Raw genomic sequence first — 18,370 nt, 5'->3', positions numbered from 1 at the left:
CGCGCTATCAGTATTTAATGATGATGAAACCTGTTTTATGTTTGTTTTCTTCGCCTTTCTTATATTCCAGCGTGTAAAAATAGGTACCGGGCTGTTGCAGGGCACCGCTTATGCTGGAGTGCCCGTCAAATACTTTCGAGCTGTTATCATAGCCCTTCGTTTCAAATATTTTAACGCCACTGCGGTTCATGATCGTTAATCTATTATCCGGATAGGCTGTTAATCCGTCTATGATCAGCACATCATTAATACCATCCCCGTTAGGAGAAAGACCCTGATGTACTATAATTCCTTCATTGCTTATCTCGCGCTGCGGCGGGGCTACTGCCACAGGTGCACTCTTTAATGACATGGAGCCTGCTGAAGGTTCTGTACCATAAATAAGCTGCCCTTTATAATAAACAGTAATATGGTTATTCTCTTTCATCACGTCTTTGGCCAGGTACGAGTAATCATTCAGCTCATTAAAGCTCGACCAGTCTGCTTTGGTAATACGATACTGGATATTGCCCGATGAACTTAAAGGATAAAGGGGCCCTACTGAGGAATTTACCGCAAGCTCCAAATAAGTATCGGCTCCGGTGAGTGCAGTACTTAATGGCACAAAATTACCGCTGATGTTACCGCTGCCTTTTTTAGCATAATCTATCCAGTAGTTCAGGCTCTGTGTGCCGTCTTTGGTAAACCAGTAACGGGCCGTAATGTCGCCAAAAGCTACCGGTACATTCCCGGTATTATTAATGGCCAGGTAAGTGCTGATAGTATTGCCGCTGGTACCGGTGTTTTGATTCTGGTAAAACACGTTCAGGCTGGTAATCGGCGCAGCAACAGCCGGCTCGGTTCCCCATATCAGCATCCCGTTGCGGTAAAGCGTGATATGGCTGTCGTTGGCATAGCTGCCGGTATTGCTTTGATAGGAATAATCATCAGCCTCGTTCAACAATCCCCAGTCCTGGTTGGCAAACCTGGATTGTATTTGCCCGGTATTGTTGCCAGCGCCCAGGTTCCCTGTTGCGGTGAAACTATATTCCATGTAACCCAGGGCGCCATTCCGGGGCTGATCCAACGGAACATATTTCATTTTTACATTGCTGTTCCCCAGTTGGGCATAATCTATCCAGGTATTAAAGCCGGCATAGTTTTCGGCAGTGAACCAGTAACGCATAGTTAATTCGCTGTATGCCACCCCTACAGAATCGGCATTCACGATCTTCACATAAGGGCGGATAATGTTATTGGTAGGTTGACCGGCATCCCCGTCCTGATATTGTACCTGCAGGTTAAGCGGGATAACCGTCAATGTCCGGCTAAGCGTAGTATCTTTATAAGTTGTATTGCCCGGCTGGCTGGCGGTAATAATAGTTGTACCGGTGCCGGTGATATGAACCAGCCCGTTGGTTACCGTTGCAACGCCTGTATTACTGCTGCCAAAGCTTACCGGCAGGGCCGATGAAGCGGTTGCCGAAACATTAAAATCAGCATCGCCTGGTCTTTTAGCGGGCAGGGAATTGAAAGTAATAGTTTGAGCCAGTTTGTTTATGGTAAGGCTCTGGCTTACCGAACTTGCAGGAAGATAAGTAGCATTTCCGTTTTGCAACGCTGTAATGCTCACCGTACCTGCTCTTTTGATGTGAATTTTACCATTTAAGATGCTTGCAACCGTTGTATCGGCGCTTGTATAAGATGCCAATAAGCCTGAGCTTGCTACCGCACCCGCATCAAAATCGGTATCATTTACATTTTTCGACGGAAGTACGTTGAAGGCGATAGTTTGAGCCGCTTTTTGAACCGTGAGTGTTTGATTTATTGACGTCGCCGCTTTGTAAGCAGTGTTTCCGGCCTGGGAAGCGGTAATGACCGTGGTGCCGGCTGCTTTAATATGGACATTCCCGTTAACAACAGCTGCAATTGTAGTGTCTGAACTGGTGTATGTTAGTGGAAGGCCCGAAGTTACCAAAGCACCGGGAGCAAAGTCTGCGTCTGTTGCAGATTTGACAGGTATAGCGGCAAAATTTATAATTTGATCGCCTAACAGATCTGAAGCTATTTCTGAGGAATTCAACGCTCTACTGTATATTTTAAAATTATCGATAGACCCATTGAAAATCGGATCAGGGAACTGAGATTTCCCCAGGTAGTTAAGCGTGGTATTGCCAAGCGCTGAGGGTTTAATAGTGATGTTTGTTGATGAAGCGACAGATGTACCGTTTATGTATATCGTGGTGGTGTTTCCGGCCCTTGTTATCGCCAGGTAGGTCCAGGTATTTAATGGGAACGTATAATTATAGCTAAGGTTCTGTTCTGCAGGCGAACCGTTCCTGGTACCATAGCGAATAATAGACTTACCACTTGAAACACCGGCCTGAACCGTAAGGAACATATATTGCGTAGTGCCCAACCCAAAATCAAACACACGCATCCAGCTGCTCAGTGCATCCATTCTTACCCATGCAGATATGGTAAAATCATTTAGCGTACTCACAATACCCGCTGGAAGCGTGGCATATGAAGTAGCTGTACCATCCAATTTAAGAGCGGTTCCGTATTGTCCCGCATTACGGGTTGCTGTGGCAGCTAATGTGCCGTGATTGCCCCCCCAACTGTCGATGGCTCGTGTTCCGCTCGTTTCATCAAATTTAAGGTAACTGGCCTGGCCGACATTAGGTAATGCTGCAACCTCCGTGCTCGGCGACATTTCCCTTACGCTATCAACCGAAGCAACTACATAGTAATAAGTAGTTCCATTGGTAATATTGGTATCGGTAAACTTATTAGTGTTCACATTTCCGATAGTAGTATAAGGCCCGCCTGATGTTGTTGAACGCTTAACATTATACGTAAATCCCTGAATAGCACCCCATTCCAGGATGTTTTTAGCATCACCTGCAGCAACAATAACATTGCTTACTACAATACTCTGTATAGTTAACGTGATGGTTTGCGTACCTGTACTACTTCCATTGCTGGCAGTTAAGATTACAGGAAAAGTACCGGATACAGTTGGCGTACCAGATATTACACCGGTAGCGGCATTTATGCTTAAACCGGCAGGTAAACCTGTTGCAGCAAAATTGCTGAGTGGCTTATTGGTAATAGTATAAGTAAATGGCCTGCCAATTAAAGTGGTTGGTGGAGTGCTATTTGCAATGACAACAGACAACGCTTTTGTTTGTGATGTTGCCGGCCAATAAACATTATTTCCACTTTGTGAAGCAGTAATGGTTGAAGTTCCTGTGGCTAAAACATGAACTTTACCATCTACAATTTTTGCAACCGTGGTATCCGAACTGGTATATGTTACCGGAAGCCCCGAGGAAGCCGTAGCAGCCGGATCAAAATCATCATCGCCCATTAATTTTGCGGCGATAGCATTCAGCGTGATGCTTTGACTTGTATAACCTGCAGCAATTTCAGATGCGCTTAAAGCCCTGCTATAAATTTTAAACTCATCAATTGAACCGTTAAACATCGGATCACCCCATTGAGATTTACCCAGGTAATTCTGGGTGGTACTATCAATAGCAGAAGGCTTGATCGTAATAGCTGTAGTAGTAGCAACTAAAGAACCGTTAATATACATGCTAAAAGTACTGCCCGCCTGGGTAACTGCAAAGTGGGTCCAGGTATTAAGCGGAACGGCATAATTATATGTTAAGCCTTGTTCTGTACCTCCGTTCTTTATCCCAAAACGTACCTGCCCGGCAGTTCCTGTTTGCACGGATAAAAACATGTACTTGGATGTTCCTGTCCCAAAGTCAAAAATACGCATCCAGTTAGCCAACGCATCCATTTTCACCCATGAGGATATCGTGTAATCGGATAAAGGCTTCACTATACCTGTTGGCATGGTAGCATAAGATGTAGCGGTTCCGTCCAGTTTAAGTGCTTGTCCGCTTCTGCCAACACTTCGGCTTGCAGTAGCTGCTAATGTTCCGTGGTTTGCCCCCCAACTGTCAATGCTACATGTTCCGCTTGCTTCATCAAATTTGAGGTAGGTCATTTGCCCTGTATTTGGTGTCGCTACCACTTCTGCACTAACAGGGCTTTCGCCTATACTATCTACGCCAGCTACTACATAGTAATACGTAGTTCCGTTACTCACATTCGTATCCGTGAACTTTGTACCCGAAACAGTTCCGATGGTAGTATAAGTTCCGCCCGATGTAGTTGAGCGTTTAACATTGTAATTAAATTGGGGAATTGGGTTCCATTCGATAATGTCCTTCGCATCGCCGGAGGCAACCATAACGCTCCCTACCGTAGTGCTCAGAATTGTTAATGATAAGGCGGCTGTATCTGCCCCCGCTTGATTTGAAGCGATCAAAGAAACAGAGAAAAGCCCGGGCGTAGTTGGAGTTCCGGATATTACACCGGTAGAAGTATTTAAGCTTAAACCTGCAGGAAGGCCGGTAGCAGCAAAGCTAGTTGGCGATTTAATACCTGTAATGGTATACGTAAATGACCGGCCAATCAGTGCTGTATCTGCTGATGCGCTGGTAACAGCAACAGGTATGGTACGATCATCAAGCAGTACCACATCATTACCAGTTCCACCTTTGTAAGTGATACGAAAATTGTAGCCGCTTGCCGAAATAAGTGACATTTCAGGCAGATCTTTGAATATACCGTTGATAGGCGCGGTGCCGGTATTGTTGACAATGGTATATGAAGTGCCTGATGGAAGTGTACCCGTAATAGGAATTAATTGAAGTTGCGGATTATTTAACGTTATAGTTTTAACCGTGACGCTATCGCCAGCACCTGTACCTAAATTAAGTTCGGCCTGGTAGGTAGCATCAGATTTTAAGGTAAGACTGGCAACACTTAAATTACCGATCTTTAAAAACCCGGGTTCCAATATCGCGCCTGTGCCTAATCCTGTTCCAAGTGTAGCCGACGACTGACTTAATCCCCAGCCTCCCAATGAACCTGCTTCTATAGTTATCGGGCTGCCAAAAACGCCATTAATTGCATTATTATTTAATAATAATTTCCCGCCTTTTACCGTAGTAGTTCCTGCATAGGCCTGGTTGCCCCACATTTCTAAAATTCCTGTGCCTATCTTTACGACAGTCAAACCACTGCCATTAGCGTTAATGGTTCCGCCATAACTGGAATAAGTATTAAGGGCGCCAATACTGATAACAGGTGCACCGCCAGCATCGGCCCGGATATAACCACGGCCATTAAGCGCACCAAAGTTTAACGTTCCATTTGCAAAACCGATACCTTGACAATCTACGGCATTAGCATCTAACAGCCAGGTTGCATTTGCACTTCCCGATTCAGGCACTCCAAAACGTATTCTCTGCCTGCCACTTCTCAGCTTTGAAATAAAGGTGCCCGTAAATTGGCTGTTGTCGCCCAGGAGATTAAGGCCGGCATAATCATTTCCGTCATGCTGCAGGGTACCAGAGCCTAATAGCTTTCCGTAAAGAGTTATCGCATTAACGTCTTCATACATATAACTGGTTCCGGGCAATACCCGGATGTCGTTATACAATAAAAGATCGGCACCGGCTGTAGCTTGCAGCGCTCCCCCATTCATTTGAACTTTGCCTACACCCAAAGGCCCTGCTGTAGGATTGCTCGCTGTTCCGGTTCCAATGCCCGCTGCCGCTACAGTACCGCTAACAATAATGGTGTTTCCTGAATAGGTATTGTTACTATTTCCTTTAACGTATAAAACAGCTGCCCCTGATTTCATTAAAGAACCAGTACCGCTCATCCCCCCATTCAGAACAACATCGCCTGTGGTATTCACATTTAGCTGATCAGTTAGCTGTATAGGGGTGGTTAAAGTCTGAGTTTTTGATGAGTTATTAACCAAGTCATTCTTCAATGTCAGGGTACTACCGGAGATGGTATTATTTGCGTTGGCATCTGTGCCAAACTGAATTCTTGAGGCTACCAAACCAGTAATATTATTGGTTAATGTGCTATCACGTGTTTCACCAAAAGTTAAAATGGCCGGATTTACCGGAACTATATTTTCAACCCAGTTGCCTGCAAGGTTCAACGAATCTGTAATGGCTGTTGGGCTCCATGTAAATGAGTTTGCGCCAGGTACGCCAAATGCTTCCGGCGAATTAGCACTTTCCTTGGTGGCGCCTACAGAAGAAACGACATAATAATAAGGGCTTCCATTACTTACATTGATATCGGCATACAAATTAGTTGACACATTGGCTACTGTAGTGTAAGGGCCTCCACTCACTGTTGCCCTTTTTACATTATAGGTAGCTGCTCCTGAAGCATTGTTCCAGCTCAGATCAACTTCGTTGTTTTTATTAACCACAGTTGGCTGTGCCGGGGCTGCAGGAGGGACAGAAGCAAAAAGTTCATTTGAATTACCGCTTTCCTTATCCCCCGTAAGGGCTGTAATAACATAGTAATTATTCACTTCCGGTACAGGAGATACATCTGTAAAGCCAGTACCTGTAATTCCCGCCTGGATCGTTGTATAAGCTCCTCCTGAGGTTAACGACCGTTTTACCGAATAACTCGTAGCGTTTGCAGAAGCTGCCCAAGTGAGATTAATTTGTGAAGTGTTAACTATCGATGCGGCAGCAGAAGCCGGTGCAGCCGGTGCCTCGTTATTGATCGCGTTTAGTATAAGCGTTGCTGTGCCTGTTCCGCTGGCATTTGTAGCAGCTATGGTAATTTCGCTTTGTGCTATTGTAGCAGGCGTACCGGAAATGACGCCGGTTGCGGTATTAATGCTAAGCCCCGAAGGTAAACCACTGGCACCATAGGAAGATGGATTAGCACTGGCACCATAGGAAGATGGATTAGCACTGGCAATGATGCTATAACTGAACGGTGCACCAATGGCAACTGTTGCTGTGGTGGCACTGCTGATCTCCGGAGATCCGGTAGGTGCGGTTTGACTAAAGGCCACATTACTAAATGTGGCAGTATTTAATGCCGAAGCATTATTTGATAAAGTATAAAATCCGGCATAAAGATTAGTTGGGAAACCTGTTGCAGAATACCAGCAACCATCATTAGTCCAGTTAACACCATCCTGTGTATGATACACAAATATGCGGGTGCCTACGCGCTCAATTTTTAACCACCAGGGTGCTTTGGGCTGCCAGTGCCTGCCGGCGCCGCCGGTAGCGTTAAGAAACAGATCATAAAAAGCTGAACCTGGCGCCAGCGATTCGCGCAACATAACGCCGCAACCGCCGCTCGTGAGCGACATATTCTCGACTTTTACCACCAGGCCGGCATCGCCGCTAACTTTTTTGAAATTGAAGCTGAAGGCTGTACTAGTGGATGTGCCGGCACCTTTAAGTGTCCAGATCCCGTTATTGTAGGTGGCACTGCCTGCCAATCCGGTATTGCCGATATCTATATTGGTTAAGTTACTGACCGCCTGCACATGATCGGCAGGATAATATACAGGGGATAAGCTATGTGCGGTTGATGTATCGGATGATTTCAGATATAAAAAGTCACCACCGGCCGGAGAATAATTAGTGGCCCCGGACTGCATCAATGCGGCCCTCATCCTGTCGGTATTGGGGGTGGCTATCCCCTTACGTACATTATAAGCGCTGTAAATGAGGTTGGTCATATCGCCGGCCCTTGCTCCGGGCTGAATCCCCCAGCTGGTCCAATAACTTGCATATCCCCCAAACGGGATATAAGTCATGGTAGCTCCGTCAAAGGCGTATTTATGATAAAGCTCGCCGATTGCCAATACCCGGTTATCCAGTTCGGCAAACATATCTATCCCCTGCTTGTAGGCAACTTCTGCGCCCCAGGCCAGGGCAGCTGCCTGCACGCGCCAGTGATCATCGCGGCCTGCATCCCCAACTTCGCCATTGGGCAGTGAATTACGCATGCCTCCCCCGGCATCCATCCTGTAAACTTCCACTGCCTGATTAAACCGGGTGGCATCATCACAAAAAACGGACGCAGCCAGGGCTATTTTTAACTGAAGAGCGCCTTTGTTCTGGTCGCGTAAGGGACCAGGCACCCAGGAAGTTGGAAATAATACATTAGCAAAATAATTTTTTACATGCTGTGTATTGGCCGCGGTCCAGCCGGGAAAAGTAGAGCGGAGTATTTCGGCACTTACGCCCCAATACTGGGCATAGTCGCCAATATCCAGCATAGATTCATTTCCACCCCAGGTGGTATTGGTTACCGCCCAGCCATCAAGTATATTAGTAGCTTTTCGGGCATAAGTTGAATCTCCTGTAAACCACCACATAAACGCCAGGTTGTGGATAGCAATCATATCATTCTTCCATTGTCCGTTATTCAAATCGGGAGCACGGGTTACGGTTTGCTGCGGCGCAGCAGGAGAGTAACTTAGTTGGGAATGGTAGTCACTCTTAAATGTATTGTAGGCCGAAAGCCAGGGCTCTTTGGTAATATTGGCTTTGAGCTGGTCCAGGTCGGCCCAGTTAAAGGCCACACCGGGATGTACAAAAGTTTGTGCCTTCACAGGTGAAATACCTGAAAGAATCAGGCCGATACTGGTTAGTAAAAGAAAAACGGGTTTTCTTTGCCTTATCCGTTTCAATTGGTCAAGTAAATGTTTCATCATATCGGGGTTTTAACTTAGGTTAGAAACTCATGAAAAGTTTTATATATGACTGATGATGTATTGATTAAATACTCTTTGCTTTAGAGATTTCGGTAAAAAAAGATTATTATTTAATTACGACAGTTGATCAGTCAACCGCTTGGTAAATCAGGCCGTGCAAATTGAATTTTGACAGCATTGGAGACCGGTTATATTATGTATGCCAATGCGGTGCGATTTAAGCACATGGCCCGCCAATGCCTGTTGATATATCAAGCAGAAAGGAGATCAGAAAATTGAGTGAAACTATGATAAAAAGAGTGGCCGAATTTGGCAACGTTATATATTAACTCCCCGGCGCTTTTAAAAAATTACGGCGATATTTTTTAATATAGTCTGAAGGGTTTATTCCGAAAACCTTATGAAATTGTTTCCGGAAATAGCGGGAATCATTGATACCAACTTCGTACGCAACTTCTTTAACCTGGATATCTGTTTTGATCATCAGTTCAGCTGCTTTTTTAAGCCGGATATAACGGATAAATTCGCTGATAGATAGGCCCGAGATAGATTTAACCTTTCTAAACACATTCGATCTGCTCATTCTCATTTCCAGGATTAATACTTTTACATTAAAATCTTTATCCTTAAGATGCAGCTCAACAATCTCAGTTGCTTTTTTCAGGAAAGCACTATATTCCTCAGAAACCTTTTCGTTATTACTTTGAAGGGTAACATCATTAATAAAGTATTTTTTTAATGAATCGCGTCCCTTTAATATGCTTTTAATCCGGGCTAAAAGTAATTCTCTTTCAAACGGCTTTGTGATATAATCATCTGCACCGCATTCAATACCTTTAAGTTTAATCTCCGGTGATGTCGTTCCGGTAAGCAGAATTACAGGTATGTGGCTGAACTCATCTGATTCTTTAACATTCGAACAAAACTCTACACCGCTTATTCCGGGCATAACGATATCAGATACTATGATATCTAATTCTTTGCTTCTGACAATGTTGAAGGCATCTTCGGCGTTCTCTGCTTTAAAAACATTATAATGATCATGAAGAATTTGTTCAAGAAAATTCCTTATTTCAGTATTATCGTCCACTACAAGGACATTAGGTTTTCGTTCGACAACATCGCTGAAAACCTGATCCATACTTTTTGATATGGTTTTTTCGTCTTTAGATGCAGGCTCCGGAAAATCAATATACAGTTCGCCAAATAGATGAGCATCGGAAGATTTTTTTTCGTTTCGAAAATCCGGAGAAATGTTATCCATGTTCTTTGGCAATTGATAAGTAAACACCGTTCCTGCCTCGTCATCACTCGTATAGGTTAAGCTTCCTTTTTGCATTTCTGCAATTTTTTTGGAAACAAATAAGCCAATACCAAAACCACTTTTCCTCGCCGATTCTTTACGGTGATTAAGCCTGAAAAACTTATCAAATAATTGATCTCCAACATGAGGGGGGATGATAGGCCCTGTATTTTTCACTAACACCGAAACGCTATCAACACCATCCCTTAAAACAAAAGATACACTCCCCTTTTCGCCACAATATTTAATCGCATTAGATAAAAGATTAAACAACACTATCTCGATTTTCTCCCTATCGGCAAAAACAGGCAAACTGTTTGTTACATTATCAAAATGATATTTGATGTGTTTTGCCTTTATCTGGTTATTAAAACATAAAAACACTTCATTGCACAGTTCACTTAAATTTAATATCTCGGGCTTTAGCTCAGATACCTCGTTCTCGGCGCTTTTAAATAACAATAACTGATCTACCAGGCTCAAAAGCCGCCGTGTGTTTCTGTAAACAGCGCCCACATCAACAGAATGAATATTTACGCCATCGCTGTTAAGCAAGTCTTTTATCGGATTGACTATCAGGGTTAAAGGCGTCCTTAGTTCATGAGCAACATTTGTAAAAAACGATATTCGTTTTTCATTTAATTCAGCCTCCTTGACCGCTTCAAGAGCAGTTAGTTTAACTTTATATTTAAAAAAATCTTTTTGCCTTTGATAACGAATATAAGTATATACCCCCCCTCCGGCAAGTGTCAGATAGAGGCAGTACATCCACCAGGTTCGATACCACGGAGCTAAAACAGTAATCCTGACCATACGGCTTCGGGGATTCCAAACGCCGGACGCATTGGTAGATTTAATTTCGAGTGTATAACTACCGTCCATCAAACTTGCATAACTGATAGACCGAACTCCGTTTTTGATATAATTCCAGGCCTTGTCTTTTCCTCTTAGAATATAGGCATACTGTATTTTTTCAGGAAACGTATACTCCAAAGCTGCAAATTCGAGCGAAAACAATGATTTCTCGAATGGTAACGAAATACGATTAACCTCCTGAATATCAAAAGCATTATCAACATACTCACTCTGTGCTGTTATGGAGGTATTTAAAACATTGACACCTGTAACAGTTAGGGCCGGGAAATTTTTATCTGCTTTAATGACAGATGGGTTGAACACATTAAAGCCTTTTATGCCGCCGAATAATAATTCGCCGGAGCTTAATTTCGCCGAAGCATTATAGTAGAACTGATTTGACTGAAGACCATCATCAGCATGATAATTTTCAAAGCTTAATTGCTTGGGGCTAAGTTTGGATAAACCATTATTAGTTGCCAGCCAAATATAGCCCTGGTTATCTTCCTCTATATTTAAAATACCGTCATTGGGCAAGCCATCTTCTTCAGTATAAACCGAAAATTTGCTATTTCCTGGTGTTAATCTCCATAAACCACTCCCCTGTGATCCAATCCATACATTACCGGTTTTGTCAATTTTAATGGCTCTTACACAACTACCTATGTGATATTGGATAACTGCTCCGGATTTCTTGTCGAGCTTTAAAATACTATTTACCGTACCAAGCCACAGGTTACCCCAGTGATCTTCTGCAATGGAAAATATATCCTTATAAACAGCATACGGAACACTTTTAAACTGCTTGCTTGTTTTATCAAATTTATACAACCCCTTTGTTATATTATGTGCAGAAGGGCCTCTGAGACAACTTACCCAAATATCGTTTTCCCTATCCATAAATAACCGGAAAGCATATATACTTCCCATGTTCTTTTGCTGAAACTGAACTTCTTCAAATGTTTGAGTTGCTTTATTAAACCTGGTAACCCCAGAACCATATGATCCAATCCAAACATTGCCTTTATCGTCTTTTATTATCGATGGAATTTGATTGGCCCCTAAATGATCTTTATCGACTTTAAAAAGATGCTCCCTAAAATTATTGGTTTTCCTGTTCCAGATACTAATCCCTTTGCCATCCGTCCCAATCCAGATATCATCACCATCTTCACAGAACGAAAAAACCGTGTTATGAGCTAAACTATTACTGTTAAAAGGTTCATTTTTGACTGTTTTAAAAATATCCTTCTTTTGGTCAATAATGTTAACTCCCCCTCTAATCGTTCCGATCCATTTTCGCGATTCCTTGTCAATAAAAATTGTACTTATTGCATTACTTAATAAAGATTTTTCAGATTGCGTGAAGGCCTTTAATACAGTTTTCGCAACAATGTCTAGGGAGAACAGTCCGTCACCATCCGTTGAAACCCATAATACACGGCCATCCTCGAAACAGACGTCCATGATACGGTTAACGGTCAATCCACCTGGAATGTCAAAAGGCTCTACTTTGTCGGTACCTTTATACAATTTAAATAGCCGCCCTACATTGGTACCTATCCACAGGTTCCCGCCTGAGTCGAACGTCATGCATTTTCCGTTTTTTATAGCTGAATTGACAATCTCAACACGGTTCAATCTGGAATTGTAAACGCATAAACCAACTCCTCTGCTTAATAGCCAAACGTTGGAGTTTTTATCTAAGCTAAGTGATTCGACACTATAATCTGTCCGCAAAACAGCATTATCATACAAAGGTATTTGATGCAATACCATAGAAGAGTGTTTCAAAACCAATAAGCCCGAACCAATCGATCCCACAAAAACATCATTGTCTTTTTGGGCCTTTAAACACAGTACCCAAGTACTAAAAGGCAAAACAGAACGATCAGGCAAACTTGCAGATATATAGCTTGCATTTGAAAATTTCAGACTTTTATAATCTAAAATGCTAAGCCCCTTCGATGTTCCTACATACAATTTACCATCGGGGGTTCCGGTTATACTATATACAGTGTTATCGTTCAAACTATACGGATCACGAACTCTTTTTCTATATTTTGCAAAACTATAACCGTCAAAGCGATTCAACCCGTCTAACGTGCCAAACCACATAAAACCATATTTGTCTTTATAAATACTGGTTACGGAGTTGTTGGATAATCCTTGTTCTAAACCTAAATAACCGAGATTTTGGGCGAAAGACGGATTTATAAATGCGATGAAGAGAAAAACAAAAATAATAAGAGATCGACAGGGCATTATGAATTCCGTTTAATAGGGTTACAGTGGCTCAAAATGAAATGTTGCAACAACAATCTTTATAATCAACACAAACACAAGTTAAGGAAAAAGGCATAATTATTCGCCGCTTTTTGTCCGAACCATTAAACCCATTTACTAAAAAATGAACCTACTACCTACAACCAAATATACTTCATCTAAAACTTATTTGTAATTCTAATGCACGCAAACTAAGTGATGGCAAAACGGCTTGTACAAAATGTCAGGCTACACGTAGTTCATCTTCGGCTCCATACAATTCCCTCAACGTTTGAACCGCCCTATATACATGATTTACAACCGATTGATATTTTATACCAGTCATCGATCCAATCTCGGCACAAGTCAGTCCTTCAAAAAATCGGAGCCGAATTATTTCCTGCTGGCGATCGGGCAAGCGATTTAACGCGTATTCAATCATTCTTCTTTGCTTAAGCGTCGCTTCTTTTTGCGTAATTTCATCTTCTATCGAAATCTGGAGATCTAAAAATTCAATCCTTGCCATCCTGGTTTCAACAAGGTCTTTGCTCCTTATAAAATCAAGACAAACTGATCGCATAACAGCAAAGAAGTATCCTTTAACGTTTCCAATTGGACCAATCGATTCCTTCCTTAGCCATAATTTGATAAACACCTCCTGTATCAGATCATCGGTAAGTTCTTCGTCATTTACCATCCTGTTGCCTAAAGTATATAGCACAGGATAAAGATTTTGATGGATTATGGAATATGAACGTTTATTACCTATACAAACCTCACTCCAAAGGTTGGATAGCTCCTCTAAATTTTTCATCATAATGGTTTTCTCAATTAGTATCTCGCAATACCCCGAGTTGATATTTTTTTGTTTATATTGGTTCTGTATTCTCCCAAAACTCCTATCTGCCCGAGCGGTAAGGGAGTTCCTAACCACCTTTTAAACGCTAAATTGTTAAGCCGTTAAAAAAGGTTGTTAGCCGGTGGAGTACGCTAAACTATCGCAAATTTGAACTCGCTGAGAGGCCTATAACGTCCAATCGAAGGGGGTATAATAGATCAAAACGGGCCTGATTTTACCTTCTGTCAGTTTTTAATTTTTAACGCAGGGAATAAATGGGTTGAGCTTTAATCATCGCTGCTTATAATTAAAGAAACTTTGGGAATAATTAAATCGACCCTTTGGCTAAAGAGGTCTTAAAATGTAACCTACGGGGCTTAATGTCTCGTTTTGGTTAGTTATACATTAATTAGATAACTTAGATTTATTGACGCAGGCATTCCTTCTAAATTGAACCTAAAGGTTAATTTAAGAGAAATTATATAACGAAATAAGGAATTAGCAGCTCCCTGAATCAGATGTTTAGTATCAGCGGGGTATCCTGGTCAAGTAAAAACAAGATTTGATTAATAGGTCCATAAAAAGCCCATTGCAAATTCTGCCATTATGCGTAGTGTTTAAAAAGAAAAGAGTTGAAGTTTAGAAATTAACTTCAACTCTTAAAGTACGCGGTAAGCTATAGGTACGTCAATAACCTGCTTTAGGCGTTGTTAAAATTGAGCATCAAAATTCCACCTTTTAGCCAAAGCCTCTGCCTCCTTTTTTGTTAGCTGAATAACCGCACAGTGCTTAGGAGAAGAAAAGTTAGTCGCTTTCATGGGCCCTTCGTTGAAATGTCCAAGATTCTTAAAATTTATAAAATCGCTGGTTTCACTAAAGCCGAAATTGTTAGGCGTTATGCCATAGATATCGTAAATAAGGACCCATTTTTTTTCGCCGATCCGTTTGAATACCGTTGGTGCTTCGCATGCTTTAGGTTCCGGGTCGTACCATTTGGCATCGTAAACGTATTCCTTATTTAGTGATTTGGATACCGCTTGCTTAATACCGGGAGTACCATCATGAGGAACATAAAACAGGTGATAATTTTTCCCTACACGGGTTATATCGGCATCGATATAGGATATATCTTTCGGATATTCGAACAATAATTCCGGAGCTGTTTCCAGTTTGGTAAAATCGTCGTTTACATAAGAATAATATATTTTGTTTTTGCCGTTTTTAAAACGCATAGTAAAATAGATCATCATTTTCTTCTGATCCTTATCATAGATGGTTTCTGGTGCCCAGGCGCAACCTATATCTTCCAGGCCCGGAAAAGCCTGATCTACCCTGACTATGCTGCGGCTCCAATTGATCAGGTCCCATGATTTCATCAGCACCATCGAGCGATTATTTCCCCAGCCATACTCCTTATCCCTTTCCCATTCGGTGTCGCGATAGCCCGCTTTTTTAGCGAAGATGTGTAAATCAGTCATTGCTAAATAAAATGCGCCATCAGGGCCACGTGAAACATGAGGGTCGCGAATTCCTTTCTGTAAGGCAATTGTATCTCCCGCCATTACCGGCTTCCCGTTATTTATATCTGTAAATGAATAACCATCTTTACTCAATGCCATATAAAGGCTGTGTGTCTCGTCCTTAAAATAAACCATCAGGTAAGCACTCATATCCTTCTCCTTAATTTTTTTCTGGGCTACAGCCTGTTGGGATATAAAGGTTATGACGACTAAAAGCTTAAGGGCTACGATTGTTCTTATTTTCATTGTTAAATTAGTTTGTTTTATTAAGACCGGTTTTCTGGAAATCCTATTTCGTTTTAACTCTCAGTATGGTGAATGAATATGGCGGCAACTCTGTTGAATTAATTTCGGCAAGGGGAGCCTCTGCAATTACCGGCATAACATTTTTATCGGTAAGTTGCCCCTGCAATACCGTTTTCGCGATTTTTGTTCCCACGGGAGCTACATTCTTAAAATCAGTTTCGGCTTTAACAGCAACGGGAAGTAAGTTCACTAATTTAATGATCAGGTCCTTAGATTTTGAATCGCGTACTACTGATATAGCCACCCGCTTTTTTACCCCATCCTGGCTATCAGACAGGGTTACCGAAGCCGGCAGGTATTGGTCCCCTGAATTTTGGCCATACATTTTTTGCACCTGGTAAGCAGCCGTGAGCTTAACTTCGGTATTGTTAAAATATATCATATCAGGGTTCCATTGGGTGTGGCCTTCTTTGGCAAGCAAGGGAGCATAAGAACTCATGCTTACCACATCCGCATTACGCTCCAGTGAAGTTAAATAAATAGCTTCAGATAAGGCGGATTCAAAATTAGCGCCCCGCCCTGGCACCGTTGCTGCATACTCACCCAGGTAAACTTTAGGTTTTGACCGGTCATAACTGTCGTAAAAATCCTGATTGTTAATAAACCAGCCTGCTTTATTATAGTAATGCTCGTCAACTATTGGAATCTTTAATCTGGATGCAACATCCCAGCCTTCCCGATAATCTGCACCTTCAAAACTTGGCCCGGCGGTTCCGATGACTATTATCTCGGGATGAACCTTTTTCAAAGCATTAACAATCATTGTAAACCGTTCTTCAAATATGTCGGTTATCATATCCTCGTTCCCAACACCGATATACTTTAAATTAAAAGGTTTGGGATGGCCGGCCTGGGCGCGTATTTTTCCCCATTTGGTATTAACATCCCCATTTGCCCATTCTGCCAGGTCGATTATATCCTGAACGTATTCATCCATTTGTTCCATCGGGATTCCGCCTTGCTGCCCGTTTCCTCCATCCCGGGAATTTTGGCAAGAAACGCCGGCGGCAACTACAGGGACAGGCTCGGCCCCTATGTCTTCGCAGAATTGAAAATACTCGAAATAACCTAACCCAACAGTTTGATGGTAATGCCATATATTACGTTGTGGTTTGCGCGCTTCCAGCGGCCCGATGGTATTTTTCCAACGATAAATATTGTTTAAACCGTCTCCATGAGCTAAACACCCCCCGGGGAACCTCACAAAACGAGGATGAATATCAGCGATAGTTTTTGCCAGATCGGCCCGCAAACCATTCGATCTGCCTTTATAAGTATCCTGAGGGAATAGAGAAACCAAATCAACAGCCAGCCTGCCAGCCTGGATAGCCTGCAATTCCAATTTCGCATCGGTAACGGTGGCATTTGAAGTAAGAACAGCTTTCAACTTTCTCCAGGGGCCCGAAGCAACAGCTACCATGGTTTCTCCAAACACTTCTCCATTATTCCCAATTAAACGAACTTTCAGATTTCCTTTCCCTTTATCTAATAGTTTAGCAAATAGAGAGAAATTATACTTTTCACCTTTTTTTAAAGCTATGCCATCAAAGCCAGAATTGATAAGTGAGCCTCGATTCGCACTTGTTTTTAATACCGCATAGTGAAGATTATTGGGGTGAACTGGGGCAATAGAATCAATTGTAAAACTCCCCCCCACTCCTGCTGAAGACCAGGAATGAGAATGGGTCCAGCTTTTGTCACTTCCAAACTTATCATGTAAGTCGTATTCAAAGTCCCTGTTTTGAATGAGTTCTGCATATAAGCCTCCGTCGGCAGCATAATTGAGGTCTTCAAAAAAGATGCCTATCAAGGTATTACTTATTGGTTTGGCATTTTCTGCATTCAACGTAAATTTTGCTTCAATTGGTTTTAGTCCGGCAAACCGGTAAGCATCTTGCTGCGTCGTTTCCTCCTTTGCAATATTTTTGAAATTTCTAAGTTCGTACGCTTTAATCAGCTGGTCAACTACAGCCCATTCAACCCGATGAATTTGCCCGCTTACTTTACCAGAAGACAGGTTAACTTCAACTGAAGGGATGTAATCTTCAGCGGAAATTTCTCTTCCGGGGTCGTTTCTTTTAAAATCTTTTGTTTCAACTGCGAAAAACTTCCCCTTGGCATCTGTATAAGTAACCAAATAGTTTTTTTGGTTCAAATCAAATTTAACTCCGGGGCGAAGAAAATTCTGCCCTTTGCTTACCGCCGGATAACTCTGACGATTCCAGTCAATCAAATTCTCTGATGCTGCATGGGCGTAAATCTGTTCAGTAGCATTCAAACTCCATATACAATGCCACATCTTATCTGCACCAAAAATCACAAATGGATTAAACATCTTTTTCTGGGAGCCACCAGGGCCATAATCGCTTCGTAAAAATCCGTTTCCTCCTCCAATCAGGTTCCAATTCTTTTTATCAGGGCTCCATGCAAACTGAAGGCCCACCGAAGGGTTATTGGCTCCATACGAAAATAGATAAACGGAATCGGGCTGATCAACCAGAACAGGTTTTGAAGCAAAAGCGCACTGTATTAACAACACATGAAGTATTCCGACGAGCTTTAAAATTCGATTCATTTAGTTATAAGTGTATTTATCTGTGTGATTTCCTTTTGTTGATGCTTATTTATCTATTTATATAAAAATAAAACAGACTTATCTCCAGTTAACGGGATTGTTCTATTTCTATATTCCAGTTCACGGGTACATAGGTATTACCATG

At 42.2% G+C, this 18,370-nt stretch carries 5 protein-coding genes; all 5 read right to left on the bottom strand.

Translation table 11 applies throughout. The features are described from left to right. Nucleotides 1-7: 7 nt before the first annotated feature. The 5 genes from SNE26_RS02935 to SNE26_RS02915 all read right to left on the bottom strand — a co-directional run bounded on the left by SNE26_RS02935 (nucleotide 8) and on the right by SNE26_RS02915 (nucleotide 18,225). Nucleotides 8-8,563, bottom strand: a complete 8,556-nt coding sequence (locus SNE26_RS02935; RefSeq protein WP_321557887.1) for a LamG-like jellyroll fold domain-containing protein — start codon at nucleotides 8,561-8,563, stop codon at nucleotides 8-10. 325 nt (nucleotides 8,564-8,888) lie between these two features. Further along, nucleotides 8,889-12,986, bottom strand: coding sequence for a two-component regulator propeller domain-containing protein (locus SNE26_RS02930; RefSeq protein WP_321557886.1), 4,098 nt, complete (start codon nucleotides 12,984-12,986; stop codon nucleotides 8,889-8,891). Nucleotides 12,987-13,230: 244 nt separating this feature from the next. Beyond that, nucleotides 13,231-13,803 carry a sigma-70 family RNA polymerase sigma factor gene (locus SNE26_RS02925; RefSeq protein ID WP_321557885.1) on the bottom strand — a complete coding sequence of 191 codons (573 nt, stop codon included), beginning with the start codon at nucleotides 13,801-13,803 and terminating at the stop codon, nucleotides 13,231-13,233. Nucleotides 13,804-14,534: 731 nt separating this feature from the next. Continuing rightward, entirely contained in the window at nucleotides 14,535-15,590 is a 1,056-nt protein-coding gene (locus SNE26_RS02920; protein WP_321557884.1) for a glycoside hydrolase family 43 protein, read from the bottom strand. Nucleotides 15,591-15,633: 43 nt separating this feature from the next. Further along, nucleotides 15,634-18,225, bottom strand: a complete 2,592-nt coding sequence (locus SNE26_RS02915) for an alpha-L-arabinofuranosidase C-terminal domain-containing protein (protein WP_321557883.1) — start codon at nucleotides 18,223-18,225, stop codon at nucleotides 15,634-15,636. Nucleotides 18,226-18,370 lie beyond the last annotated feature (145 nt).

The organism is Mucilaginibacter sp. cycad4 (genome assembly GCF_034263275.1).
In the GTDB taxonomy this organism is placed as follows: Bacteria; Bacteroidota; Bacteroidia; order Sphingobacteriales; family Sphingobacteriaceae; genus Mucilaginibacter.
The sequence above is the reverse complement of the archived record's forward strand: the minus strand, read 5'-3'. Positions and strand labels throughout refer to the sequence as shown.

Bases quoted from the DNA above. Each gene is read 5' to 3' on its own strand.
- SNE26_RS02920 (WP_321557884.1), bottom strand. From the start codon at position 15,590: ATGAAAATAAGAACAATCGTAGCCCTTAAGCTTTTAGTCGTCATAACC.
- SNE26_RS02930 (WP_321557886.1), bottom strand. From the start codon at position 12,986: ATGCCCTGTCGATCTCTTATTATTTTTGTTTTTCTCTTCATCGCATTT.
- SNE26_RS02915 (WP_321557883.1), bottom strand. From the start codon at position 18,225: ATGAATCGAATTTTAAAGCTCGTCGGAATACTTCATGTGTTGTTAATA.
- SNE26_RS02925 (WP_321557885.1), bottom strand. From the start codon at position 13,803: ATGATGAAAAATTTAGAGGAGCTATCCAACCTTTGGAGTGAGGTTTGT.
- SNE26_RS02935 (WP_321557887.1), bottom strand. From the start codon at position 8,563: ATGATGAAACATTTACTTGACCAATTGAAACGGATAAGGCAAAGAAAA.